Here is a 21,100-nt window from a genome sequence, read left to right on the forward strand (position 1 = left end):
CCTATCGGACTGCCGGCGCTTCGTTCGCGACGATTGCGTCCCGCTGCTCCTGGGTCATCGCCGCGACGTTTCGGCCCGCAGCGTCAATCGCATCGGCACGCTCGTCGCCGCCTTCGCGGATTCGCCTGGCCTGATCCTTCAGCTCCTCGGCCTGCTTCTCTAGCGCGGCGGCGCGCGCCTCCGCGGCGTTCTCGACCCGGGCGGCAAGCTTGTCGGCAGGGGATTGATTGCAGCCCGCGACGGCGAGTGCGCACAACGTGGCACATAGGATTGTTACGGATTTCATGGGTGGGGTCCTTTGGATGGGGCACGGGTGCGGCGAAGGATTGGATGCGTCGGGATGTTTGCCCGTTGCTTGACAGCAGGCTCGCCGGTCATTGCGCGTTTCGGGCGCGCTCGGATTCCGGTTTGATTTCCTCGTCGGCGGCCGGGGGAGTATCCTCGGCGAGGGGATCCGGGTCGGCGCGTGCCGGCCCCCCGTCGAGGTTGACGCGGCCAATGCTCATCAGGAACCAGACTACCAGTCCCAGCGAAGCCAGAAGCCCGATCAATATGCCGGCGCCGTTCATTGGATTTTGCTCCCATTGTCTTGTCGCGCTCGGCCACGCCTGCGAACCGGTCAGCTCGCGAACCTGTGGCTCGGGCCGATTTCGCTGCCGAGCGCATTCGATCGATCTCGCTCCACGAGCCGCCGAAAACAGGCGCCGGCCTGGCCGTGCTTCCCAGCGCCGAGCGCTACGGACATGGTTACGGAGACCGCCGAGGAATATTCAGCTTGCCGGCCGAAGAATGGCCGCCACGCTCGACCCGAGCAGGGATGGGGCAATCAGGCCGCAGCGTCCATGCATAGGAATCCTATAGGAACGCGCTCACGGCTTCGCTGGCTTTGCTAGGCGCCCTGAGGGCCAGGTTGCTCGAAGCTCAGCGCACCGCGCCGGCGGACAATCGCCTCGGGCATGGTGTCGCGGATGAACGCAAGCAATGCTTCGCGAATCTCACAGCGCAAGTCGAATGCGGTGGACGCATCCTTGGCGGTCATCAGCCCCCGAACCTCGATCGCCTCAGGCTTGGCGTCGGTCACCTGGAGGTTGCAGAACCGGCCGTCCCAGCGAGGGTTCGCCTTGACCAATTGTTCTAGCTGGTCGCGAAGCCGGGGCACATCTGCTGCGGGATCCAGATACCAGAAGACGCTACCGAGGATCTGGCTCGTCTGACGCGTCCAGTTCTGGAAGCTCTCCTCTAGAAATTTGGAGACCGGCACCACCAGACGCCGCTCGTCCCAGACCTTCACAACGACATAGGTCAGCCGGATTTCCTCGATCCTTCCCCATTCGCCATCGATGATGACCACGTCGTCAAGACGGATCGGCTCGGTAAAGACCATCTGCAGGCCGCCGATCAAATTCTTGAGTGCCGGTTGGGCGGCGGCGCCGACCGCGAGTGCGGCGAGGCCGGCCGAGGCGATCAGGGTAACGCCGATGTTGCGGACGCTGGGAATTGACATCAGCATCATGCAGAATGTCGCAAGCAGCAAGACGAAGACGCCGATGCGGTGAAGGATGTCGGCGCGTGTCCGGCGCCGACGCGCCTGTAGATTGTCAGGCGCGCTGATGTCGGCGCGCGCCTTGATCAGGTCGGCCGCGACGCCGAATACCGAGATCGCCATCCATCCGACAAGCGCGGGGAATGCGAGGCCGGCAACCCGGCTCCAGGCGCTTGCGCCGAGCTCGCCGAGTGCGAGGCCGGGCTGGATCGCCGACAGCGCAAATGCGACCAGCATCCAGCGGACCGGGGTGTGGAGGCGCCGAACCACAATATCGTCTGTCGTGGTGGCGGTCTTGGCAGCCGCACTTCGCACGACCTTCATCAGCAACCAGTGCAGCACAAGAGCTGCGGTTATCGCGGCGGCAACAAGTGTCAGGCTCGTTAGCCATGCGGGAAAGGCGGCAGCGAACCGCTCCATGATCTGCTCCTTCGATTTTGGACTTGGGTTTCGAACCGCGTGGCCCGGGCGATTGGTTCCGCGGCAGCGTCCTTTGAACACCTGGCGGTCAAGGGCTACCGCCATCTGCGCCAAGCGAAAGATCTATCGAACCCTCAACTGCGATTCGCACGCTCTCGCGGTCTCGACTGAGATAGTCACAAGGATCGAATAGCCAGATCAACGTTGGAGTTGGTACATCCACCGACATTGGGTCTGCACAGTATCCGGCGGTAAGTGGGACCGCAAATGGGACCCAGTTCGCGGATTCTGAAACTGTCCTTGAAGAACAGAGGGTTAGCAGGAGACTTGGCGGAGAGGGTGGGATTCGAACCCACGGTACCCGTAAAGGCACGCCGCATTTCGAGTGCGGTACATTCGACCACTCTGCCACCTCTCCGCGAGGTCATGTGATGCGTCCCTGCGGATGCACCGGTCGATTTGAGCGGGCGCCTCTAGCGCAATGATTCTGGGCACACAAGGCCTGCTTCGCGCTGTTTGCTTGTAGAGCGTCGCAGACGCACTAGATTAACACTTATGAACCTGTCCGCGACTCCAGACCTTCCGCTTGATCCCGGCGTGCCGATGCCGCCCGTCGCCACCGCGCGCTTCGCGATCGGAGATGTGGTGAAGCACCGGCTGTTCGATTTCCGCGGCGTGATCTTCGACGTCGATCCGGTCTTCGCCAATACCGAGGAATGGTATGAGGCGATTCCCGAGGACGTGCGCCCGCGCAAGGACCAGCCCTTCTACCATCTCCTCGCCGAGAACGCCGAATCGAGCTATGTCGCTTATGTCAGCCAGCAGAATCTGGTGACCGACGACAGCGGCGAACCGGTCGATCACCCCGCCATCGCCGAGATGTTCGATGGCGATGACGAGGGCCGTTACCATCTGAAGCCCGCTCTTCGGCACTAGTTTTTGCGCCGCACCGGCCCGCTCCCCCACCCGGCCACCCATAGAGTAAACTTCCGTTGGGTGGCCGGGTGGGGGAGCAGGCCGGTGCCGTCATTCGATGGATGACGGAATTAAGGCATTTTGGGTTGACTTGAACGGCCTCCTCCCTTAGCTGCGCCCTTCCTCCTGCCGGGGTAGACCCTGGCGGGCACATGCATTTGGTTAGAGAAGAGACCCATGTTCGCTATCGTGCGCACGGGCGGCAAGCAGTATCGCGTTGCCGCAGGAGACAAGATCGTCGTCGAGAAGCTCGACGGTGAAGCCGGCTCGTCGATTTCGCTCACCGACATCCTGCTCGCAGGTGAAGGTTCGGAGCTGAAGTCGGTCGAAGGCCTCACGGTCTCGGCTGAAATCATCGCGCAGGCGAAGGCGGACAAGGTCATCGTCTTCAAGAAGCGCCGTCGCCACAACTATCGTCGTCGCAACGGCCATCGCCAGCAGCACACGATCCTGAAGATCACCGCAATCGGTGCCCAGGAAGAGAAGAAGAAGGCCGCGCCGAAGGCGAAGAAGGCCGACGCTCCCGTTGCCGAGGCTGCCGCCCCGGCCACCGAAGCGTAAGCACGAGGAGCACGGACAATGGCACATAAGAAAGCAGGCGGTTCTTCGCGCAACGGTCGCGACTCTGCTGGCCGCCGCCTCGGCGTGAAGAAGTTCGGCGGCGAAGCCGTCGTCGCGGGCAACATCATCATCCGTCAGCGCGGTACCAAAGTGTATCCGGGCGTGAACGTTGGCATGGGCAAGGACCATACCCTCTTCGCGCTGACCGACGGTCGCGTAACCTTCAACAAGGGCAAGCTCGGCCGCAAGTTCGCTTCGGTCGAGATGATTGCGGAAGCAGCCGAATAACATCGGGCAGCCAGCCGGGTTGCCCACCAGGGTGACCCGGGTTCGCAACGAACCAGCTGAAAAGGGAGACGGGTCGCCCCGGCTCCCTTTTTTTCATGCTCCCTCCCCTGCGGTGTCTCCGCCCCGTCATCCGACGCGGGCAAAGGCGCGCCGAATACGAGGAGAGTGGTCATGTTCGTGCGTACACAGCGACTGACATTGCGGCCGGGCTGGATCGAGGATGCCCCCGAACTCGCCCGCGCGATCAACCATTGGGAAGTGTGCTCGAAGCTCGAGACCGCCCCCTGGCCCTATAGCCAGCTCGACGCCGAGGATTTCCTCGGCCGGATGAGCGTGTCCAGCGACGCGTTCTTCCTGATCTGCGCGCATGAGGGCGGCGTGACGCGTCTCGTCGGCGGCATGGGCGTGCATGCGAAGGGCAATGACGAACATGAGCTGGGCTACTGGCTGATGCCGGATGCCTGGGGCCGCGGCTATGCGACCGAGGCCGGCATGGGCGTGGTCCGCCTGGCCCGCGAATCGCTGCGGCTGAAGCGGCTGGTCGCCGGCCACTTCATCGACAACCCCGCCTCGGGCAAGGTGCTGCGCAAGCTCGGCTTTCGCCCCACCGGCCGGATCGTCCAGCGCGAATCGCGCGCACGCAGCGGCCAGACGCCCTGCGCGATGTTCGAACTCGATCTCTGTTCGGAAGCAGCCGACAACGACCCGCGAACCCGAATGGCGGCTTGAGGCTTGGAGAGCCCCTCCTCTTCAGGGAGGGGCTCTCCATGGACGCAAAAAAGACCCCTCCCCGTTACCGGAAAGGGGGAGGAGGTGCCTCGTCTAGTCCGTGATGTTCAGGCGGCCGCGGCAACCGCCGCCGCATAGTCGCTCTCGGCCTTGCCGATCAGCGCGCGGTCGTCATGGTTCCACGGGTGGAAGCCCGGCAGGAAGAAGGCGATCCAGCCCGGCACGATCTTGCGCAGCAGGCCCGGCGAGCCGACCAGATACCAGGCGAGACGGCCCCATGCCTTCGGTCCGGAAATGCCGTCCTGCCGCAGCAGATCGAGCGTGCCTTCGATGCGATGCTTCCAGAATTTCACCGAAATCACCAGCATCATCAGCGACTTGATCTTCCAGCGCTGCCAGCGCGACCAGTCGCGCGTGGCGTGCATCCAGGTGTCGTACGCCACACCCTTGTGTTCGACCTCCTCGATCGCGTGCCAGCGCCACATCGCCGCGCTTTCGGCATCGGCGCCGGCCATCATCTTCGGATTGCGCAGGATCTCGGCGGCGAGGATCGCGGTATAATGTTCCAGCGCCATCGTCGCAGCGAGGCTGGCGATCTTGGGCCGCTGCGCGGCTTCGGCCAACACCTGATCGATCCGCGCCTCCAGCCGGGTCACGTCATATCCGGCATCGGTCACGCACTTGTTGAACGCCACATGCTCGCGGCTGTGCATCACTTCCTGCTGCACAAAGGCACGGATTTCCTGCGCCAGCTTGGGCGGAACCCCCTCGCGAAACGCCTTCACGCTCTCGATGAAGAACGCCTCGCCCTTGGGAAAGGTGACCGACAGCGCATTCATGAACGCCGAGGCGATCGGATCGCCACCCAGCCACCAGCGCGCCTGCTCGTTACCGCGCCCGAAGCGACGGTCACGCGGGGTGATCGTCAGGTCCGCGGGAGTTTTTGCTTCCACCACGCGATTTCTCCACTAAGCCTTGATTCCACTGGGGCATAGAACTTACTTACATTGATGTCAATAACAACAACACGTCGCCGTCTGTCACCCGAGGAATCCCGTGACGCCGCACTGGAAGCCGCCCGCGAGCTGCTGCTCGAGGATGGGCCGCAAGCCGTCACGCTCAAGGCGGTCGCTGCGAAGATCGGGCGGACGCACGCCAATCTGCTCCACCATTTCGGCTCGGCCGCGGGGCTGCAAAAGGCGCTCGTCGCCAGTCTCGCCGAGGGCGTCACCGCCAAGATCGGCGAAGCAATCCTTCGTGCGCGAGAGACCGACCATAATCCACGCGAAGTGGTCGACCTGACGTTCGACGCGTTCGACAAGGGTGGTGCGGGCGCGCTGGCCAGCTGGATGATCCTCAGCGGCAATCACGACGTGCTCGATCCGATCCTCGAGGCGATCCAGAAGCTGGTCGACATGATCGCCAAGGATCATGACCATGAGGGTCTGTCGCTGCAGGAGGAAACGCTCCAGCTGGTGCTGACCGCGATGGGCGACGCCCTGCTCGGCGCGCCGATGGCCAAGGCGCTGGGCCTGCCCCGCGAAACCGCGCGCGATCTGGCGACGAAGGCGATGATGCAGGCGCATCTGCACCCGGAACACAAATGATCCTGCTGGCGGCGCTGGCCTTGGCCCAGACCGCCCCCTGCCCTGTGCCGTCCCATTGGCGGAGGATCAGTGCCACCGAAGCGGTGCAAAGCGGCGCGACACGGGTCGATATCGTTCGCGACGGCGCGCTGTGGAACGGCGCTTGGCTCGGCGAGGCCCGGTTGCGCGATTATTCGCATCGCATGCTGAAGGACTATGCCGATATGCAGCTGGTGCGCGATCACAGCGCGCCGCTGATCGTGCTGAACGTCCGGAACCTCTCCTGCGGCACAGTGCGCCGTTATGCCGATATGATCGACAAGGCAGGCGGCTGCATACCGACATATTGCGCGATCGCGTCGCTTCCCCCCCGGCAGACAAGCCGGCGGCGCTGATCCCGGTTCTATTTCGCAGCCTTTTCGTATAGAGGCCCGCGATGCATTTTCTCGACCAAGCAAAGATCTTCGTCCGTTCGGGCGCGGGCGGCCCCGGCGCCGTCAGCTTCCGGCGTGAAAAGTTCATCGAATATGGCGGCCCCGATGGTGGCAATGGCGGCAAGGGCGGCGACATCGTGTTCGAGGCCGTGCCCGGCCTGAACACGCTGATCGACTTCCGTTACACCCAGCATTTCCGCGCGCCCCGCGGCAAGGGCGGCGCGGGTTCGAACATGACCGGTGCCGGCGGCGACGACCTGGTGATCAAGGTTCCGGTCGGCACGCAGGTGCTGGCCGATGACGAGGACCGTACCCTGCTGGTCGATCTCACCAAGGTCGGTCAGCGCGTGGTATTCCTGCGCGGCGGCGATGGCGGGCGTGGCAATGCCAGCTACAAGACCTCGACCAACCGCACCCCGCGCCAGCACGGCACCGGCTGGCCGAGCGAGGAAACCTATGTCTGGCTGCGGCTGAAGCTGCTGGCCGATGCGGGCCTTGTCGGCCTGCCCAATGCAGGCAAATCGACCTTCATCAACGCGGTGACCAATGCCCAGGCAAAGGTCGGCGCCTATGCCTTCACCACCCTGCGGCCCCAACTCGGCGTGGTACGGCACAAGATGCGCGAATTCGTGATCGCCGATATTCCCGGCCTGATCGCAGGCGCGGCGGAAGGCGCGGGCGTGGGCGACCGCTTCCTCGGCCATATCGAGCGGTGCCGCGTGCTGCTCCATCTGGTCGACGCGAACGACCGCGACGTGGCCGAGAGCTACAACATCGTCCGCGACGAGCTGGAAGCCTATGGCGCCGGCCTGACCGACAAGAAGGTGATCATCGCGCTCAACAAGATCGACACGCTCGACGACGAGCTGATCGCGGCGCTGTCGGCCGAGCTGGAAGAAGCCAGCGGCGCGGAAGTGATCCCGCTCTCGGGCGCGGCCGGCACCGGCGTGGACTGGGTGCTCGACAAGCTGCTCGAAGCGATTGGTCCCGGCGACAGCACGATCGAGGTGCCGGAGGGCGATTCGGGCGAAGTTACGATCGAGTGGTCGCCGATCTGAAGCATTTCGCGGTCAGCTTGGGCCTCCACCCGATGATTCGACAGGAGGATGCGTGAGTCTTGGCAGTCTGTTTCGCCGTTGGTTCGGCGGGAAACCCGCCCCGTCCCCTGCCCCCGTCCCGGCGACGCCTTCCGCTGCGGACGAATCCTTCGATGCACGGCTACGCTTCTGGGAAGCCATCGGAACGGTCGAGTCCGATGTCATCAGCCATCTGATCAGCCCGGGCCTGATGGGTGGCCCCGCCTGGCCGACCACGCGGCAGGCCTATCGCGTGATCCGCCGCGCGAACGGCGCCACGATCCTCGCCACCGATGGTCTGTCCGATCCGTTCGACGATGGCGCCGATGGCAATGGCTATGGCATGGAAGTCTTCATCGAATGCGCCGACCTTCCGCCCGAGCTGGCCGGAACGCCCGGCGATGTGACGCCGCTTCAGAAAAGCTGGATGTTCGCCCTGCTCAGCCATGTCGCCGGGATCGTCGCCAGCAATGGCGGGATCGTGCCGCTGCTCGATCGCTATGGCGGCCTGTTGTCGATGGAGCTTCCGGGTGTCTCGGAGTCCGGCACGATCCAGTCGCAGATTCCCGAGCATTATGTCACCGCGGACGATGTGTTGGGCGTGCTGATCGGGGGACCCGCGCCGGATTTCTCGAACGTGATCCCCGGCATGCCGCTTTCGCCGGTCCGCGCGGTGCCGATCGTGCTGCTGACCGCGGGCGAGCTGGCCGAGGTCCGGGCGGGCGACGAGACCACGCGACTGGCCGTCGCCGACGCGTTGGCAAAGCAGCCCTATACCCATGTCAACAGGGACTCGCTCGTCTAGGGCTTGGGTGTCGCCCCGCGCACGGCTAAGAGCCGCTCCATGACCGCGCGCGCCAACCCCAAGGACATGACCCTGTTCGCGCCCGCCGCGTGCCCGCGGCTGATCGTGAAGGTCGGCTCGGCGCTACTGGTCGATCGCGAGGGACAGGTGCGCCGCGACTGGCTCGCCGGGCTGGTCGCGGACCTGACCGAACGGGTGCAGGCGGGACAGCAGATCGCGATCGTCTCGTCGGGTGCGATCGCGCTGGGCGCGCGGCGACTAAAGCTGCCCAAGGGCGGCCGCGCCAGCCTTGAGGACGCGCAGGCCGCGGCGGCCACCGGCCAGATCGCGCTTTCCGGCGTCTGGGCCGAACTGCTCCACGCACAGGGACTGACCGCGGCGCAGATCCTCGTCACGCTCGACGATCTCGAGGATCGCCGCCGCTACCTCAACGTCTCGGCCACGCTCGACCGTCTGCTGAAGCTCGGCGTGGTACCGGTGATCAACGAGAATGACTCGGTCGCGACCGAGGAGATCCGCTTCGGCGACAATGACCGCCTCGCCGCTCGCGTGGCCAGCGCGGCGGGCGCGGATGGCGTGATCCTGCTCTCCGATGTCGACGGACTGTACGACAGCAACCCGACCACCAACCCGGGCGCAACGCTGATCCCGCTGGTCGAGAAGCTCGACGCGCGGATCGAGGCGATGGCCGATAGCGGCTCGGCATCGGGCATGGGATCGGGCGGGATGGTCTCGAAGATCGAAGCCGCGCGGATCGCGATCAGCGCCGGTGCACACCTCGCCATCGCCACCGGAAAGGTGGATCATCCGCTGGCGCGGCTGGCCGAGGGCGGGACGATCTTCCTCGCGAAACAGAACGCGCGCGCGCGCAAGGCCTGGCTGCGCGGCGGGCTGACCGCCAAGGGCATGATCCATATCGATGCCGGCGCGGTGAATGCGCTGAAGCAGGGCCGCAGCCTGCTCTCGGCTGGCGCAACCCGGGTGGAAGGCCGCTTCGCGCGCGGCGACCTGATCGTGGTGGTCGGCCCTGACGGCACACAGCTCGCGCGCGGTCTGGCCGAATACGACCATAGCGACGCCCATCGCATCACCGGCAAACGCAGCGAGGAACTGGCCGACATCCTCGGCTATGCCCCGCGCGCGGCACTGGTGCATCGCAGCCATATGGCGCTGCTGTGAGCGTCCTCGCCATCACCGGCGGCACCGGCTTTGTCGGTGGTCGCCTGATCGCGGAGGCGCTGGCGGGCGGCCACGCGATCCGCGCGCTCACCCGGCGTGAACAGGCCGCGCGCGAGGGGATCGAATGGATCCCCGGCGACCTGAACGACAAGCCTGCCCTCGCCCGGCTGTGCGAAGGCGCGGATGCGGTCATCCATGTCGCGGGCGTGGTCAACGCGCCCGACCGCGCAGGCTTCGCCAAGGGCAATATCGAAGGCACGGCGAACATGATCGCGGCAGCCGAAGGTGCCGGCGCCAAACGCTTCGTCCATGTCTCGTCGCTGGCGGCCCGCGAGCCGCAAATGTCGGACTATGGCTGGTCCAAGGCCGAAGGCGACAAGCTGGTGCAGGCCTCGTCGCTCGACTGGTCGATCGTCTGCCCGCCCGCCATTTACGGCCCCGGCGATATGGAGATGCTCGAGCTGTTCCGGCTGGCGAAGCGCGGCCTTGCACTGACCCCGCCCGCCGGACGCATGTCGGTGATCGAAGTTGGCGATCTCGCGCGGCTGCTGCTGGCGCTCGCCCTCACCGACGCACCTGGCCTGAGCCTCGACGCCGATGACGGCACCGAGGGCGGCTGGAGCCACAAGGATTTCGGCCGCGCGATCGGCACGGCGCTGGGCAAGCGCGTCGCCGCGATCGCCCTGCCCCGCATGATCCTGATGGCCGGCGCGCATCTCGACCGGCTGGTCCGCGGCAAGGGCGCGAAGCTGACGCCCGACCGGGTTGCCTATTTCTGCCACGAGGACTGGGTGATCGATCCCGCACGCCGCCCGCCAGAGAATCTGTGGAAACCGCAGGTGCCGACCGAAGAAGGGCTGGCAGCGACGGCAGCATGGTATCGCTCGCAAGGACTGCTATAGCGCCGTCAACAAGCCGCCGCATTTGCTTGGCAGTGCGGCCCTGCACTCACGAAAACAGGGAAATTCCGTGACCGACCGCGCCGCAATCTTCGAAACCGTCACCGCGCAGATCGAGCCTTTCAACAAAAAGGGCGTCGCGCTGACCGATTCCACCACCTTCGCCGGCGATCTCGAATGGGACAGCCTGACCGTGATGGATTTCGTCGCCGCGATCGAGGACGAGTTCGACATCATCATCACGATGAACATGCAGGCCGAGATCGAGAATATCGGTCAGCTGGTCGATGCCGTGGCCAAGCTGAAGGGCTGAGCGGCGCCATGACCGACAGCATCCAGACGCCGGACGCACCTGCCCCCGCCGAGGCGCATGACCGCGATCTGATGAGCAAGTTCGACGGCCTGATCGCCGAGCGGCAGATGCTGCTCGACAGCGGGGTCACCGATCCCTTCGCCATCGTGATGGAGAAGGTGAAGTCGCCGACCGAGGCTGTCATCAAGGGCAAGGACACGATCCTGCTCGGCACCTATAATTATATGGGCATGACGTTCGATCCGGACGTGATCCAGGCCGGCAAGGATGCGCTCGACCAGTTCGGCAGCGGCACCAATGGCAGCCGCATGCTCAACGGCACGTTCCGCGACCATATGGAAGTCGAGCAGGCGCTGCGCGACTTCTACGGCACCACCGGCGCGATCGTGTTCTCGACCGGATACATGGCCAATCTGGGCATGATCTCCACGCTGGCCGGCAAGGGGGATTACATCATCCTCGACGCCGATAGCCACGCGTCGATCTATGACGGCTGCAAGCAGGGTTATGCGGAAATCGTCCGTTTCCGCCACAACTCGGTCGAGGATCTCGACAAGCGCCTTGGCCGCCTGCCCAAGGAAGCCGGCAAGCTGGTCGTTCTCGAGGGCGTCTATTCGATGCTGGGCGATATCGCCCCGCTCGACCAGATGGTCGCGGTCGCGAAGAAGCACGGCGCGATGGTGCTCTCCGACGAAGCGCATTCGATGGGCTTTTTCGGCCCCAACGGCCGCGGCGTCTATGAAGCGCAGGGTTGCGAAGGCGATGTCGATTTCATCGTCGGCACCTTCTCCAAGTCGGTCGGCACGGTCGGCGGCTTCTGCGTGTCGAACCACCCGAAGTTCGAGGCGATCCGCCTCGCCTGCCGCCCCTATATCTTCACTGCATCGCTGCCCCCATCGGTGGTGGCGACCGCGGCGATGTCGATCCGCAAGCTGATGCATGCGCACAACAAGCGCGCGCATCTGTGGGAAAATGCCCGCACGCTGCATGGCGGGCTGAAGGCGATGGGCTTCGAGCTGGGCACCGAGAATCCCGACAGCGCGATCATCGCGGTGATCCTGAAGGATCAGGAACAGGCAGTGATGATGTGGCAGGCGCTGCTGGATGGCGGCCTGTACGTCAACATGGCCCGCCCGCCCGCGACTCCCGCAGGCACCTTCCTGCTGCGCTGCTCGCTGTGCGCCGAGCATACGAGCGAGCAGATCGAACAGGTGCTGGGCATGTTCAAGGCGGCCGGCCAGGCGACCGGCGTCATCGCCTAGACCCGGACGGGCGCCTGCCCTAGAATTGCTGCATGAGCGAAACCGGCGCATCTGACGAAGCCCCGGTCCGGCAAACGGACTGGCGGATGGTGCTGCTCGGGGTGCTGGCATTGGTCGGCACCGGCGTGCTGGTCGTGCTGCTCAACCTGCAGGCGACCACCGATCGCGAGCGTGACGCTGCGCTGGACCGGCAGGCGCGGACCTATGAGGTCATCATCCGCGCGGGCCAGCTTTCCAGCGCGATGGCCGACGCCGAAGCCTCGCTCGGCCGCTATGTGGTGAGCGGCGATGCGGCGGTGGGGCGGCAATTCGCCGACAAATGGGCGCAGGCGAACGAGCATCTCAACCGGCTGACGATCCAGATCGGCGGCGATCCGGCACAGCAGATCCGCATGGCCAAGCTGCGTGCTGCGTTCGCGACGCGGGGTAAGGAACTGGGCACGACTTCAGGCTACACCGTCCACAAGCGCAACCGCGACGCGCTGGGCAGCTATTACCAGAACAGCGCCACCCTCGCCCGGGCCGAGACCGAACTGGTGCTGCGTGAGATCGTGGACAATGAGCGCGCGCGCCTGCTCGAACGCAAGGGCGACACCGCCAAGCTGGTGGCAAGTTCGCACCTTGCCACCAACGTGCTGGGGCTGTTCGGCCTGCTGGTGGTCGGCGGATCGATCCTGCTCGGCTGGATGACCGTTCAGGCCTCGGCCGGGCGCGCCGAAGCCGATGCCGATGCGGACGCCGAACGGGTCCGCGCCGCAGAACTGCAGCAGGCCGTGGACGCCGCAACCGGGCAGTTGCGCGAAGAAATGCGCGAGCGCGAACAGGCCGAGGCACAGCTTCGCCAGGTACAGAAGATGGAAGCCGTCGGCCAGCTCACCGGCGGCATCGCCCATGATTTCAACAACATGCTGGCGGTCACGCTCGGCGGGCTGGAACTCGCCAAGCGGCACCTGACGACCGGCGGTCCCGACGCACAGAAGCATATCGAGAATGCCATGGAAGGCGCCAACCGCGCCGCGGCGCTCACCCGCCGCCTGCTGGTCTTCTCGCGCGAGGAAGCCCTGCTGCCCAGCGCGATCGAGGCGGGGCCGGTAATCCAGGGCATGTCGGACCTGTTCGACCGGACGCTGGGCGGCGCGATCGAAGTCGAGACGAAGGATTCCGGGCTTGGCTGGACGGTGTTCGCCGACAAGCATCAGCTCGAAAATGCGCTGCTGAACCTTGCGGTGAACGCGCGCGATGCGATGAACGGTCGCGGTACCCTCAGCTTCGCTACGGGCGGACGGACGCTGAAGCGCAAGGAAGTCGGCGAAGCGGCGGCGGGCGAATATGTGACCATCGCCGTCTCAGACACCGGCAGCGGCATGACGCCCGAGGTGCTGGAGCGTGTGTTCGAACCCTTTTTCACCACCAAGCCCGTCGGCAAGGGAACCGGCCTGGGCCTCAGCCAGATCTTCGGTTTCGTGCGCCAGTCGGGCGGCGAGATCGGCATCGATACGGTGCTGGGCGAAGGCACCACCGTGACGCTCTATCTGCCGCGTCATCAGGGCGAGGCCGATGCGCCGGTCGCCAGCGAAGCCGCACTCGACCCCGATGCCCCGACACAGGCGCTGGATATCCTGGTGGTGGAGGATGATCCGCGAGTCCTCTCCGCAACGATGAGCGCGCTGACCGAACTCGGGCACCGGCCGCTGGCGTGCGACGATCCGATGCATGCCGAAACCTGTCTCGACCGGATGGACTCGGTCGACCTGATCCTGACCGACGTGCTGATGCCCGGCCGCACCGGCCCCGAAATGATCGCGGCACTGGGCGAGCGGATCGCGGGAATCCCGGTACTCTACGTCACCGGCTATGCCGGCGAAGCGGATGCCAGCGCGTTCGGCGGGCACATGGTGCTGCGCAAGCCCTTCACAATGTCCGCACTGGCGAAGGCGGTGGAAGGTTCAACTCGCGGCTGATCCGCCAATGAATATCGGGCGACTTGCAGCCCTTGCGCGGCAGCCCCACCGTCTTGCCGTCCGAGGCGCGGGTGACCTGCACCTCGCGCATCTTCCACGGCCAGATCTCGACCAGATCGCCGTTCGCCATCTCGTAATAGAGGACCATGATGCCGGAGCCGTGCGTATAGTCGGGCAATCCCCACAGCTGGTGGGCGGTACCCATCATCGCGAAGCACAGGTCGAGTTGCTCGATATAGCGTGTCCTGGCGCGGGGATTGTCGTGGAACAGCGTCTCGCTGGTGCCATCGGGACGGTATCGCTTCGCCGTGACCAGCCGGTGCGGCGCCTCGGGGTTGAACAACAGGTGTAGTTCACCGCCGCCGCGGGTCGGGTACAGGCGCCAGTTCCAGTCGCGGAACGACGTATCGCCCCAGCGCGCCACTGCCTGATCGCGCGTCAGGTCCGCATTCAATATCAGGCCGTCCATCGCGATCCGCGAAATCCGCGCCGGCCAGTCTTCCGGTTTGAGACTGGTCTGCGCCGCGACGGGCATCGCGAAACAGAGCGCGAGCCCCAGCGTCATCAGCGTGCGGATCGGCATCGGATCGCGTCTCCCCTCACCAACAGCCTAACGCCGATTGCATTCGGCGCAACTTTGCTGCTGACGCCCCGCGGAACCACCGGTATAGCCATTGCGCTTACTCCTTCGCGGTGCCAACGCCGCGGAACCCAACGACAAAAAGGCCCACGCCAGAGCGCATGAATTCGATCGATCGCTATATGGCGCGGCTGATCGCGGTGCCGCTCATTTCTACGCTGGTCATCTCGGCGATGCTGCTGGTCCTCGACCGCATGCTGCGCCTGTTCGACTTCGTGGCGACCGAGGGCGGGCCGGTGAGCGTCGTGTGGCGCATGCTCGCCAATCTGCTGCCCGAATATCTGGGTCTCGGCATACCGATCGGCCTGATGCTCGGCATCCTGCTGGCATTCCGCAGGCTGGCCACTTCGTCCGAGCTGGACGTGCTGCGCGCGGTGGGGATGAGCTATGGCCGGTTGCTGCGCGTGCCCTTCATGTTCGCCTTCGCGCTTGCCGCGCTGAACCTGGCGATCGTCGGCTTCATCCAGCCCAAGGCGCGCTACAATTACGAGCAGCTCCGCTTCGAACTGCGCACCGGGGCGCTGGGCGCGTCGATCAAGGTCGGTGAGTTCACCAGCTTCGGCAGCCGCATGACCCTGAGGATCGAGGACAGCAAGGACAGCGGCCGCGCGCTTTCCGGCATCTTCGTCCACTTCAAAAGCCCCAAGGGCTGGTACACGATCACTGCGGAGCGTGGCACCTTTCTACGCACCGACAATCCCGACGAGATCGTGTTCCAGCTGACCAACGGCAAGCTGATCCAGAAGAGCGAGGATTCACCGGTCCCGCGCGTGTTGAGCTTCAACGTCCACAATCAGCCGATCGCGCTGCCCAAATACGAGAATTTCCGCGTCCGCGGCGCAGGCAATCTCGAACGGACCCTGCCGGAGTTGGCGAAGATCGGCAGCAATCCGAAGGAAGAAACGGTGAAACGCGAGACGAGCCGCGCTGCCTTCCACTTCCGCGTCGCCGAAGTCGCGTCGATGTTCCTGCTGCCGTTCCTCGCGGTCGCGCTGGGCGTGCCGCCGAAGCGATCGACATCCGCGCTGGGCGTGTTCCTGTCGATCATCATGATCGTGACCTATCACAAGATAAACGAGTATGGGCAGGCGATCGGCAGCCTTGGGCGGATCGATCCGATCATCGCCTTGTGGGTGCCCTTCGCGCTGTTCGCGGCGCTGACCTTCTGGATGTATTACCAGATCGCGCACGTCCCCGGCGGCCAGCCGATCGGCGCGCTGGAGAAGGCGTTCGAGAAGGCGTTGAAGGCGATCACCAGCCGCCTGCCCGGCCGGCGGCGGAAGAATGAGGCGACGGCATGAACTTCGCCAATTTCTTCCCGTCGCGGACAATCTCGCTCTACATGGCGAAGATGTTCGTCATCCGCACCTTCGCCATTCTTGGGGCGCTGGTGCTGATCCTTCAGGCGCTCGACCTGCTGAGCGAATCCGGCAAGATCCTTGCGGTGGCGGGCAATGGCGACACCGAGGTGTGGCGCTATATCGGCATGCGTACGCCGCAGATCATCGAGACGTTCCTGCCCTTCTCGGTCCTGCTCGGCACGATCCTGACCCTGTCGCAGCTCAACCAGAACAGCGAAGTGATCGCGATGAAGGCCGGCGGGCTTTCTGCGCATCAGGTGCTGGCGCCGCTGATGGTGGCGGGACTGGTGGTCGCAGCGATCTCGTTCACCTTCAACGAGCGCGTGGTCGCGCGGGCCACCGCGACGCTGACCCAGTGGAAGAAGGTCGACTACGGCCCCCTGCCCATCGATCGTGGCGACCGCACCAATGTGTGGGTCCGCGATGGCGATCATCTGATCGAAGTGGAATCGATCAAGGGCCGCGGCGATGCGGCGCAGCTGACCGGCATCACCGTCAACGAACGCAAGAACCAGAGCCTCGTCTCGATCATCACCGGCAGCACCGGGCGGCGCGACGGCAATGGCTGGCGGATCGAGAATGCGCAGCGTTTCGACGTGGCCAGCGGCAATTTGACCAAGCTTGGATCGGTCGTCGTGGCCAATGGCGTGCGACCCGATCAGTTCACCCTGTCGACCGTGGATGCCGACGGGCTGTCCTTCACCGCGCTGGCCGAGGCGATCGACGATTTGAAGCTGGCCGGGCGGCCGACACAGGCGCTCGAAGGATCGCTGTGGCACAAATTCTCCGGCCCGCTCTCGGCGGTGCTGATGCCGCTGCTGGGTGCAGTCGCGGCGTTCGGCCTCGCGCGTTCGGGCAAGCTGTTCGTGCGCGCGGTGATCGGAATGGCGCTCGGCTTCCTCTATTTCGTCGCCGACAATTTCGCGATCGCGATGGGCAATCTTGGCGCCTATCCGCCGATCATCGCCGCATGGGGCCCATTCTGGCTGTTCCTGGCGATCGGCGAAGCGGTGCTGCTGCGGACCGAGGAATAGTCAGTCCGCGGGCCTTGCCGATGGCAAGTGACGCGCCATTCGCGCCTCGAGCAGATCGATCAGTTCCGGGTCCATGAATTCATAGTCGTCGGGAATATCCAGACAGACGATATGCTTGCCGTGCAGGTGCCGCCCGAAGCGCTTCTGCAACTTGTTGCGGTGCGTACGCTCCATCACGACGATGATGTCCGCCCAAGCAAGCTCCTCTGGCGTGACCGGATTCTCGGCATCGTGATTGGTGCCGGCGGATGACACCTCGATATCGGTCCGCGACGCGAAAACCTGTTCGGCCGTAGGGCTGCGCAGCTTGTTCTGGCTGCAGATGAACAGGAATCGCTTCAGCGGCGATCGATCATCGTGCTGCGGGCGATCTTGCCGACCAGCCCGGGGAGGCCCGGATAGCTCGCCTTGTGGTAGGGCGAACCGGTTTCCAGCGACGCAGACAGGCGGCGATGCGCCGCACCCAGATTGTGATAAGGCACGCTGGGCAGCAGATGGTGCAGCGCGTGGTAACGCAGGCCGACCGGCGCCCACAGCATCGGGAGCAGCGCGGGCGGCGGCACGTTGACGCTGTCGAGATACTGGGCGGTGACCGTCATCGCCTCCCCCTCATTCTCCCAAAGATGCGCGACCAGCGTGCGGATCTGGTTGATCACTGTCGTAACCGAGACGATGGCGAGGAAGATCAGAAACGCCTTCACCGGGATGATACCGGTGACGAGCAGCGCGATCAGCGCAATCGCCCAGATGCTCGCACCCGCCTCCATCGCCAGCCATTCGGCGCGGAAGCGGCCTTCCGGCATGCGGCGGCGATAGGATGGGTTGATGACCAGTCCCGAATAACGCTCGACGACATGCTTGCGCAGCGCCGGGATCACCAGCGACAGCGGCGAGAGGATCGCATAGCGGATCAGCAGCCCGATCGGCGCCAGCACCGCGACGAGCACGAACATCGGCAGCGTCCAAGGCTTCATCAGCGCGAGCGGCAGATATTCGGGATCCTCCACCGTGCCATATTTGGTGCGGGCGTGATGGTGGACGTGCACATCCTCATACATGAAGGACGGCACCATCAGCGGGATGCCGACCAGCATGTTCCAGCCGACGCGGAAACCCGGCACCGAATGCGGCTTCATGTGCGAAATCTCGTGGATGAAGCTGACCGCACGATACAGCGCGAGCGCCGAGACGAGGCCGGCGATCAGGCCGAGCGCCAGTCCGTTCGCAGTGATCGCGATCGCCAGCGCGCCATAGCCGATCACGACCGACGCGATCAGGTCGCCCCAATAGACGGCGGGGCGATAGGCGGCGAGGTCGCGCGCCATTTCGGCCGCAGCGCGCAGCATCGCCTTGTCGTCGGCAATCCGCGGCGCAACCGCCTTCGCGGGCACCGCTTCGGCCTCACGGCGATCGAGGGCAATCGAACTGTTCATGGTGTGTGCCATTGCTCCGAGATAGTGGCTACATGGTGGCATGAACAGGGTAGCGGCCTTCCGCATTGTTCCGGATCAAAGCGCTTGACACTGCGCGGTCCACGCAGGACTTCCGCGTCATCCATGAAAGGGGTCAGCTCTTGGCCAACGCAGCGCTTTCCATTCGTCCCGTTTCCACCAAGGCCGACACCAAGGCCTTCATCGAAGTCGCCTACCGCATCAATGCGGGCGATCCCAACTGGGTGCCGCCGCTGCGAAGCGAAGTCGCCGCCACGATCAGCCCGGAGAAGAATGGCTGGTTCGCCCATGCCGAGGCGCAGCTGTTCCTGGCCGAGCGCGGCGGGAAGGTCGTTGGCCGGATCTCGGCGCATCTCGATTTCCTCGCGCTGGAAATGGCGCCCGAACAGGGTTTCGGCCCCGGCACCGGCTTTTGGGGCATGTTCGAGGCCGAGGACGAAAACACCGCCAAGGCGCTGGTCAACACCGCCGAACAATGGCTGCGCAACAAGGGGATGACCCGCGCGATCGGCCCGGTGAGCCTTTCGATCTGGGAGGAGCCCGGCCTGCTGGTGAAGGGTCACGATCATCCGCCAACCGTGCTGATGGGCCATCATCTGGCGCATTATCAGGGCTGGATCGAAGCGATGGGCTATACCAAGGCCAAGTCGCTCTACACCTATGAGCTGGACGTCACGAAGAACTTCCCGCCGCTGATCCAGCGCATCGTCGATATGGGCGAGCGCAACCCGAAGATTCGCGTGCGCGAGATCGACAAGGATAATTTCGACAAGGAAGCCAAGATCATCGTCGATATCCTGAACGACGCATGGTCTGACAATTGGGGCTTCGTGCCGCTGACCCAGCGCGAGGTGGACGATGTCGGCACCAAGCTGAAGCCGCTGGTGCGCAAGGAGATGATCCGCGTCGCCGAGCTGGAAGGCGAACCGGTGGCGTTCATGATCGCCCTGCCCGATCTCAACGAGCCGCTGAAGCCGCTCAAGGGATCGCTGTTGCCATTCGGCTGGCTGAAGCTGCTGCTGTGGCTGCGCAAGCCGGTGTCGCGCACCGCGCGCGTGCCGCTGATGGGCGTGGTGAAGCGCCTGCAATCCTCGCGCATGGCGAGCCAGCTGGCCTTCATGATGATCGAATATATCCGCCGGGCATCGGTGGCCAAATATGGCGCGCAACGCGGTGAGGTTGGCTGGATCCTGGAGGACAATCAGGGAATGGTGGCGATCGCCGACGCGATCGAGAGCCATATCAACCGCGAATATATCATCTACCAGAAGCCGCTCTGACACGCGGCGTGTCCGCGCCCGGCCGCCCGTAATACGCTACGGCGGGCGGCCGGGGCGAACGGCCGATCAGTTCGCGCTGCGCGCACCGATCGGATCGAAACCGTCTTCCGAAATCCACTGATCGCGGGTCTTGCACAGGCGGCGCTGCAGGCGGCTGCCGACCTGATCGGTGGTGATGCAGTAGCGATTGGACTTCTTGGCGGTCGGCGCGGTGGCCTCGTCCTGCGACGAGCGGACGGGGACCGGATCACGCGAGGCGGCGGTGGCGGGGGCGACCGAACCAAGCACCAGCGCGACAGCTGCAGCGACGGCCGACGAACGACCCATCTGAATCTTGGACATTGCGAATACTCCTCTACTTCCCGAACAAGGCAGGCTTTCCGCCAACCCGAGCAATGCATTGCATGGGCCGTGCCAGAGTCGATAAATGAGGAATTTCAGATATTTAGTTTCGGTAGCACAATAGCACCGGTGCTATAATACAGTAAAACACGCCAACATTTAGTATATAGTGCGATTAGCAATATACTCAGCGAAGGCTAACCCAGGTCGGCGCGTGATCGCTGGCCTTCTCCCGCCCGCGATACTCCTTGTCGACGCCTGCCCCGGTCATCCGGTCGGCTGCCTGCGGGCTGAGCAGCAGGTGATCGATGCGGAAGCCGGCATCGCGCTGCCAGGCGCCGGCCTGATAGTCCCAGAAGGTCCAGATGCCGCCCGACGGGAAGCGCGTACGCAGGCTGTCGGTCCAGCCCTGTGCCAGCAGCGCACGGTACCGATCGCGCGATTCAGGCTGCATCAGTGCGTCTTCGGCCATTGCCCGAACCGAGAAAGTGTCGTCGTCGTTGGGAATGACATTATAGTCGCCCGCCAGCACCACAGGGCGCTCCTCCGCGAGCAGCGCCCGCGCACGATCGGCCAGCCGCTCCATCCATTTAAGCTTATAGTCGAACTTGGGGCCAGGCTGCGGATTGCCGTTGGGCAGATAGATGGAAGCGACGATCAGATCGCCGACTTCGCATTCGATATAGCGGCTATGCTCGTCCTCGGGATCGCCGGCGAGGCCGCGCTGGCGCTCGACGGGTTGCTGCCCGCGGGCGAGGATCGCAACCCCGTTGAAACCCTTCTGCCCGTGATAGACGGCACCATAGCCCGCAGCCTCGATCTCCTTCGTCGGGATCGTGTCGTCGGAGCTTTTCAGTTCCTGCAGGCAGACAATGTCCGGCTTGGCCTCGTTCAGATACTCGACCAGACGCTCGAGACGCGCCTTGATGCCGTTCACATTGTACGTGACGATGCGCGGCAA

General features: G+C 64.6%; 25 protein-coding genes and 1 tRNA gene. 16 read left to right on the top strand and 10 right to left on the bottom strand.

What is annotated here, in order from left to right:
- Position 1: 1 nt before the first annotated feature.
- The 4 genes from P1X14_RS10695 to P1X14_RS10710 all read right to left on the bottom strand — a co-directional run bounded on the left by P1X14_RS10695 (position 2) and on the right by P1X14_RS10710 (position 2,381).
- Positions 2-286, bottom strand: a complete 285-nt coding sequence (locus tag P1X14_RS10695) for a hypothetical protein (protein ID WP_277315347.1) — start codon at positions 284-286, stop codon at positions 2-4.
- A gap of 88 nt (positions 287-374) precedes the next feature.
- The gene (locus P1X14_RS10700) at positions 375-569 is read right to left on the bottom strand and encodes a hypothetical protein (RefSeq protein WP_277315348.1); all 195 of its coding nucleotides are present in this window, start codon (positions 567-569) and stop codon (positions 375-377) included.
- A 320-nt stretch (positions 570-889) separates the two neighbouring features.
- Positions 890-1,963: a mechanosensitive ion channel domain-containing protein gene (locus P1X14_RS10705; protein WP_277315350.1), complete on the bottom strand. Its 1,074-nt coding sequence runs from the start codon at positions 1,961-1,963 to the stop codon at positions 890-892.
- Positions 1,964-2,291: 328 nt separating this feature from the next.
- A tRNA-Ser gene (locus tag P1X14_RS10710) sits at positions 2,292-2,381 on the bottom strand.
- Between the two features lie 185 nt (positions 2,382-2,566).
- Here P1X14_RS10710 and hspQ point away from each other — a divergent pair.
- The 4 genes from hspQ (at position 2,567) to P1X14_RS10730 (ending at position 4,516) form a co-directional block, all read left to right on the top strand.
- Entirely contained in the window at positions 2,567-2,899 is a 333-nt protein-coding gene (gene hspQ, locus P1X14_RS10715) for a heat shock protein HspQ (protein ID WP_277315400.1), read from the top strand.
- A gap of 216 nt (positions 2,900-3,115) precedes the next feature.
- On the top strand, positions 3,116-3,499 hold the full coding sequence (gene rplU, locus P1X14_RS10720; protein ID WP_277315351.1) for a 50S ribosomal protein L21: 384 nt from the start codon (positions 3,116-3,118) through the stop codon (positions 3,497-3,499).
- Between the two features lie 18 nt (positions 3,500-3,517).
- Positions 3,518-3,787, top strand: coding sequence for a 50S ribosomal protein L27 (gene rpmA, locus P1X14_RS10725; RefSeq protein WP_277315352.1), 270 nt, complete (start codon positions 3,518-3,520; stop codon positions 3,785-3,787).
- A gap of 171 nt (positions 3,788-3,958) precedes the next feature.
- Entirely contained in the window at positions 3,959-4,516 is a 558-nt protein-coding gene (locus tag P1X14_RS10730) for a GNAT family N-acetyltransferase (protein WP_277315353.1), read from the top strand.
- Between the two features lie 107 nt (positions 4,517-4,623).
- Here the strand turns inward: P1X14_RS10730 and P1X14_RS10735 are convergent, their stop codons facing one another.
- Complete coding sequence (locus tag P1X14_RS10735) at positions 4,624-5,472, bottom strand: metal-dependent hydrolase (RefSeq protein WP_277315355.1); 849 nt, start codon at positions 5,470-5,472, stop codon at positions 4,624-4,626.
- Between the two features lie 54 nt (positions 5,473-5,526).
- Between P1X14_RS10735 and P1X14_RS10740 the strand changes: the two genes are divergently transcribed.
- The 9 genes from P1X14_RS10740 to P1X14_RS10780 all read left to right on the top strand — a co-directional run bounded on the left by P1X14_RS10740 (position 5,527) and on the right by P1X14_RS10780 (position 14,031).
- Positions 5,527-6,123, top strand: a complete 597-nt coding sequence (locus tag P1X14_RS10740; RefSeq protein WP_277315356.1) for a helix-turn-helix domain-containing protein — start codon at positions 5,527-5,529, stop codon at positions 6,121-6,123.
- Positions 6,120-6,497: a hypothetical protein gene (locus P1X14_RS10745; protein WP_277315357.1), complete on the top strand. Its 378-nt coding sequence runs from the start codon at positions 6,120-6,122 to the stop codon at positions 6,495-6,497. Before P1X14_RS10740 ends, P1X14_RS10745 begins: the two co-directional genes overlap by 4 nt.
- Positions 6,498-6,538: 41 nt before the next feature.
- Positions 6,539-7,594: a GTPase ObgE gene (gene obgE / locus P1X14_RS10750; protein ID WP_277315358.1), complete on the top strand. Its 1,056-nt coding sequence runs from the start codon at positions 6,539-6,541 to the stop codon at positions 7,592-7,594.
- Positions 7,595-7,646: 52 nt separating this feature from the next.
- Entirely contained in the window at positions 7,647-8,417 is a 771-nt protein-coding gene (locus P1X14_RS10755; RefSeq protein ID WP_277315359.1) for a hypothetical protein, read from the top strand.
- 66 nt (positions 8,418-8,483) lie between these two features.
- On the top strand, positions 8,484-9,596 hold the full coding sequence (gene proB, locus P1X14_RS10760; protein ID WP_277315401.1) for a glutamate 5-kinase: 1,113 nt from the start codon (positions 8,484-8,486) through the stop codon (positions 9,594-9,596).
- Entirely contained in the window at positions 9,593-10,498 is a 906-nt protein-coding gene (locus tag P1X14_RS10765) for an NAD(P)H-binding protein (RefSeq protein ID WP_277315360.1), read from the top strand. The genes proB and P1X14_RS10765 overlap by 4 nt, the downstream gene beginning before the upstream one ends.
- A gap of 67 nt (positions 10,499-10,565) precedes the next feature.
- Positions 10,566-10,808 carry an acyl carrier protein gene (locus tag P1X14_RS10770; RefSeq protein ID WP_277315361.1) on the top strand — a complete coding sequence of 81 codons (243 nt, stop codon included), beginning with the start codon at positions 10,566-10,568 and terminating at the stop codon, positions 10,806-10,808.
- 8 nt (positions 10,809-10,816) lie between these two features.
- On the top strand, positions 10,817-12,070 hold the full coding sequence (locus tag P1X14_RS10775) for an aminotransferase class I/II-fold pyridoxal phosphate-dependent enzyme (RefSeq protein ID WP_277315362.1): 1,254 nt from the start codon (positions 10,817-10,819) through the stop codon (positions 12,068-12,070).
- 32 nt (positions 12,071-12,102) lie between these two features.
- Complete coding sequence (locus tag P1X14_RS10780) at positions 12,103-14,031, top strand: ATP-binding protein (RefSeq protein WP_277315363.1); 1,929 nt, start codon at positions 12,103-12,105, stop codon at positions 14,029-14,031.
- Here the strand turns inward: P1X14_RS10780 and P1X14_RS10785 are convergent.
- The gene (locus P1X14_RS10785; protein WP_277315364.1) at positions 13,982-14,614 is read right to left on the bottom strand and encodes a hypothetical protein; all 633 of its coding nucleotides are present in this window, start codon (positions 14,612-14,614) and stop codon (positions 13,982-13,984) included. The genes P1X14_RS10780 and P1X14_RS10785 overlap by 50 nt on opposite strands.
- 158 nt (positions 14,615-14,772) lie before the next feature.
- Between P1X14_RS10785 and lptF the strand changes: the two genes are divergently transcribed.
- Both lptF and lptG read left to right on the top strand, forming a co-directional pair.
- The gene (lptF, locus tag P1X14_RS10790; RefSeq protein WP_277315365.1) at positions 14,773-15,972 is read left to right on the top strand and encodes an LPS export ABC transporter permease LptF; all 1,200 of its coding nucleotides are present in this window, start codon (positions 14,773-14,775) and stop codon (positions 15,970-15,972) included.
- A complete protein-coding gene (gene lptG, locus P1X14_RS10795; protein ID WP_277315366.1) occupies positions 15,969-17,066 on the top strand; it encodes an LPS export ABC transporter permease LptG in 1,098 nt (365 codons plus the stop codon). Before lptF ends, lptG begins: the two co-directional genes overlap by 4 nt.
- Here lptG and P1X14_RS10800 read toward each other — a convergent pair whose 3' ends face one another.
- Both P1X14_RS10800 and P1X14_RS10805 read right to left on the bottom strand, forming a co-directional pair.
- A complete protein-coding gene (locus tag P1X14_RS10800) occupies positions 17,067-17,408 on the bottom strand; it encodes a low molecular weight protein tyrosine phosphatase family protein (protein ID WP_277315402.1) in 342 nt (113 codons plus the stop codon).
- Complete coding sequence (locus P1X14_RS10805; protein WP_277315367.1) at positions 17,405-18,499, bottom strand: fatty acid desaturase; 1,095 nt, start codon at positions 18,497-18,499, stop codon at positions 17,405-17,407. The genes P1X14_RS10800 and P1X14_RS10805 overlap by 4 nt, the downstream gene beginning before the upstream one ends.
- A 140-nt stretch (positions 18,500-18,639) precedes the next feature.
- On the opposite strand from P1X14_RS10805, the gene P1X14_RS10810 reads away from it, so the two are divergent.
- A complete protein-coding gene (locus P1X14_RS10810) occupies positions 18,640-19,797 on the top strand; it encodes an N-acetyltransferase (protein WP_277315368.1) in 1,158 nt (385 codons plus the stop codon).
- Between the two features lie 66 nt (positions 19,798-19,863).
- Here P1X14_RS10810 and P1X14_RS10815 read toward each other — a convergent pair whose 3' ends face one another.
- Entirely contained in the window at positions 19,864-20,139 is a 276-nt protein-coding gene (locus tag P1X14_RS10815) for a hypothetical protein (RefSeq protein WP_277315369.1), read from the bottom strand.
- A 187-nt stretch (positions 20,140-20,326) separates the two neighbouring features.
- Entirely contained in the window at positions 20,327-21,100 is a 774-nt protein-coding gene (gene xth, locus P1X14_RS10820) for an exodeoxyribonuclease III (RefSeq protein WP_277315370.1), read from the bottom strand.

Origin of the sequence: Sphingomonas sp. AOB5, assembly GCF_029433115.1 — a bacterium.
Classification (GTDB): Bacteria; Pseudomonadota; Alphaproteobacteria; order Sphingomonadales; family Sphingomonadaceae; genus Sphingomonas.

Bases quoted from the DNA above. Each gene is read 5' to 3' on its own strand.
- P1X14_RS10695 (WP_277315347.1), bottom strand. From the start codon at position 286: ATGAAATCCGTAACAATCCTATGTGCCACGTTGTGCGCACTCGCCGTC.
- P1X14_RS10700 (WP_277315348.1), bottom strand. From the start codon at position 569: ATGAACGGCGCCGGCATATTGATCGGGCTTCTGGCTTCGCTGGGACTG.
- P1X14_RS10705 (WP_277315350.1), bottom strand. From the start codon at position 1,963: ATGGAGCGGTTCGCTGCCGCCTTTCCCGCATGGCTAACGAGCCTGACA.
- hspQ (WP_277315400.1), top strand. From the start codon at position 2,567: ATGCCGCCCGTCGCCACCGCGCGCTTCGCGATCGGAGATGTGGTGAAG.
- rplU (WP_277315351.1), top strand. From the start codon at position 3,116: ATGTTCGCTATCGTGCGCACGGGCGGCAAGCAGTATCGCGTTGCCGCA.
- rpmA (WP_277315352.1), top strand. From the start codon at position 3,518: ATGGCACATAAGAAAGCAGGCGGTTCTTCGCGCAACGGTCGCGACTCT.
- P1X14_RS10730 (WP_277315353.1), top strand. From the start codon at position 3,959: ATGTTCGTGCGTACACAGCGACTGACATTGCGGCCGGGCTGGATCGAG.
- P1X14_RS10740 (WP_277315356.1), top strand. From the start codon at position 5,527: ATGTCAATAACAACAACACGTCGCCGTCTGTCACCCGAGGAATCCCGT.
- P1X14_RS10745 (WP_277315357.1), top strand. From the start codon at position 6,120: ATGATCCTGCTGGCGGCGCTGGCCTTGGCCCAGACCGCCCCCTGCCCT.
- obgE (WP_277315358.1), top strand. From the start codon at position 6,539: ATGCATTTTCTCGACCAAGCAAAGATCTTCGTCCGTTCGGGCGCGGGC.
- proB (WP_277315401.1), top strand. From the start codon at position 8,484: ATGACCCTGTTCGCGCCCGCCGCGTGCCCGCGGCTGATCGTGAAGGTC.
- P1X14_RS10775 (WP_277315362.1), top strand. From the start codon at position 10,817: ATGACCGACAGCATCCAGACGCCGGACGCACCTGCCCCCGCCGAGGCG.
- P1X14_RS10780 (WP_277315363.1), top strand. From the start codon at position 12,103: ATGAGCGAAACCGGCGCATCTGACGAAGCCCCGGTCCGGCAAACGGAC.
- P1X14_RS10785 (WP_277315364.1), bottom strand. From the start codon at position 14,614: ATGCCGATCCGCACGCTGATGACGCTGGGGCTCGCGCTCTGTTTCGCG.
- lptF (WP_277315365.1), top strand. From the start codon at position 14,773: ATGAATTCGATCGATCGCTATATGGCGCGGCTGATCGCGGTGCCGCTC.
- lptG (WP_277315366.1), top strand. From the start codon at position 15,969: ATGAACTTCGCCAATTTCTTCCCGTCGCGGACAATCTCGCTCTACATG.
- P1X14_RS10805 (WP_277315367.1), bottom strand. From the start codon at position 18,499: ATGAACAGTTCGATTGCCCTCGATCGCCGTGAGGCCGAAGCGGTGCCC.
- P1X14_RS10815 (WP_277315369.1), bottom strand. From the start codon at position 20,139: ATGTCCAAGATTCAGATGGGTCGTTCGTCGGCCGTCGCTGCAGCTGTC.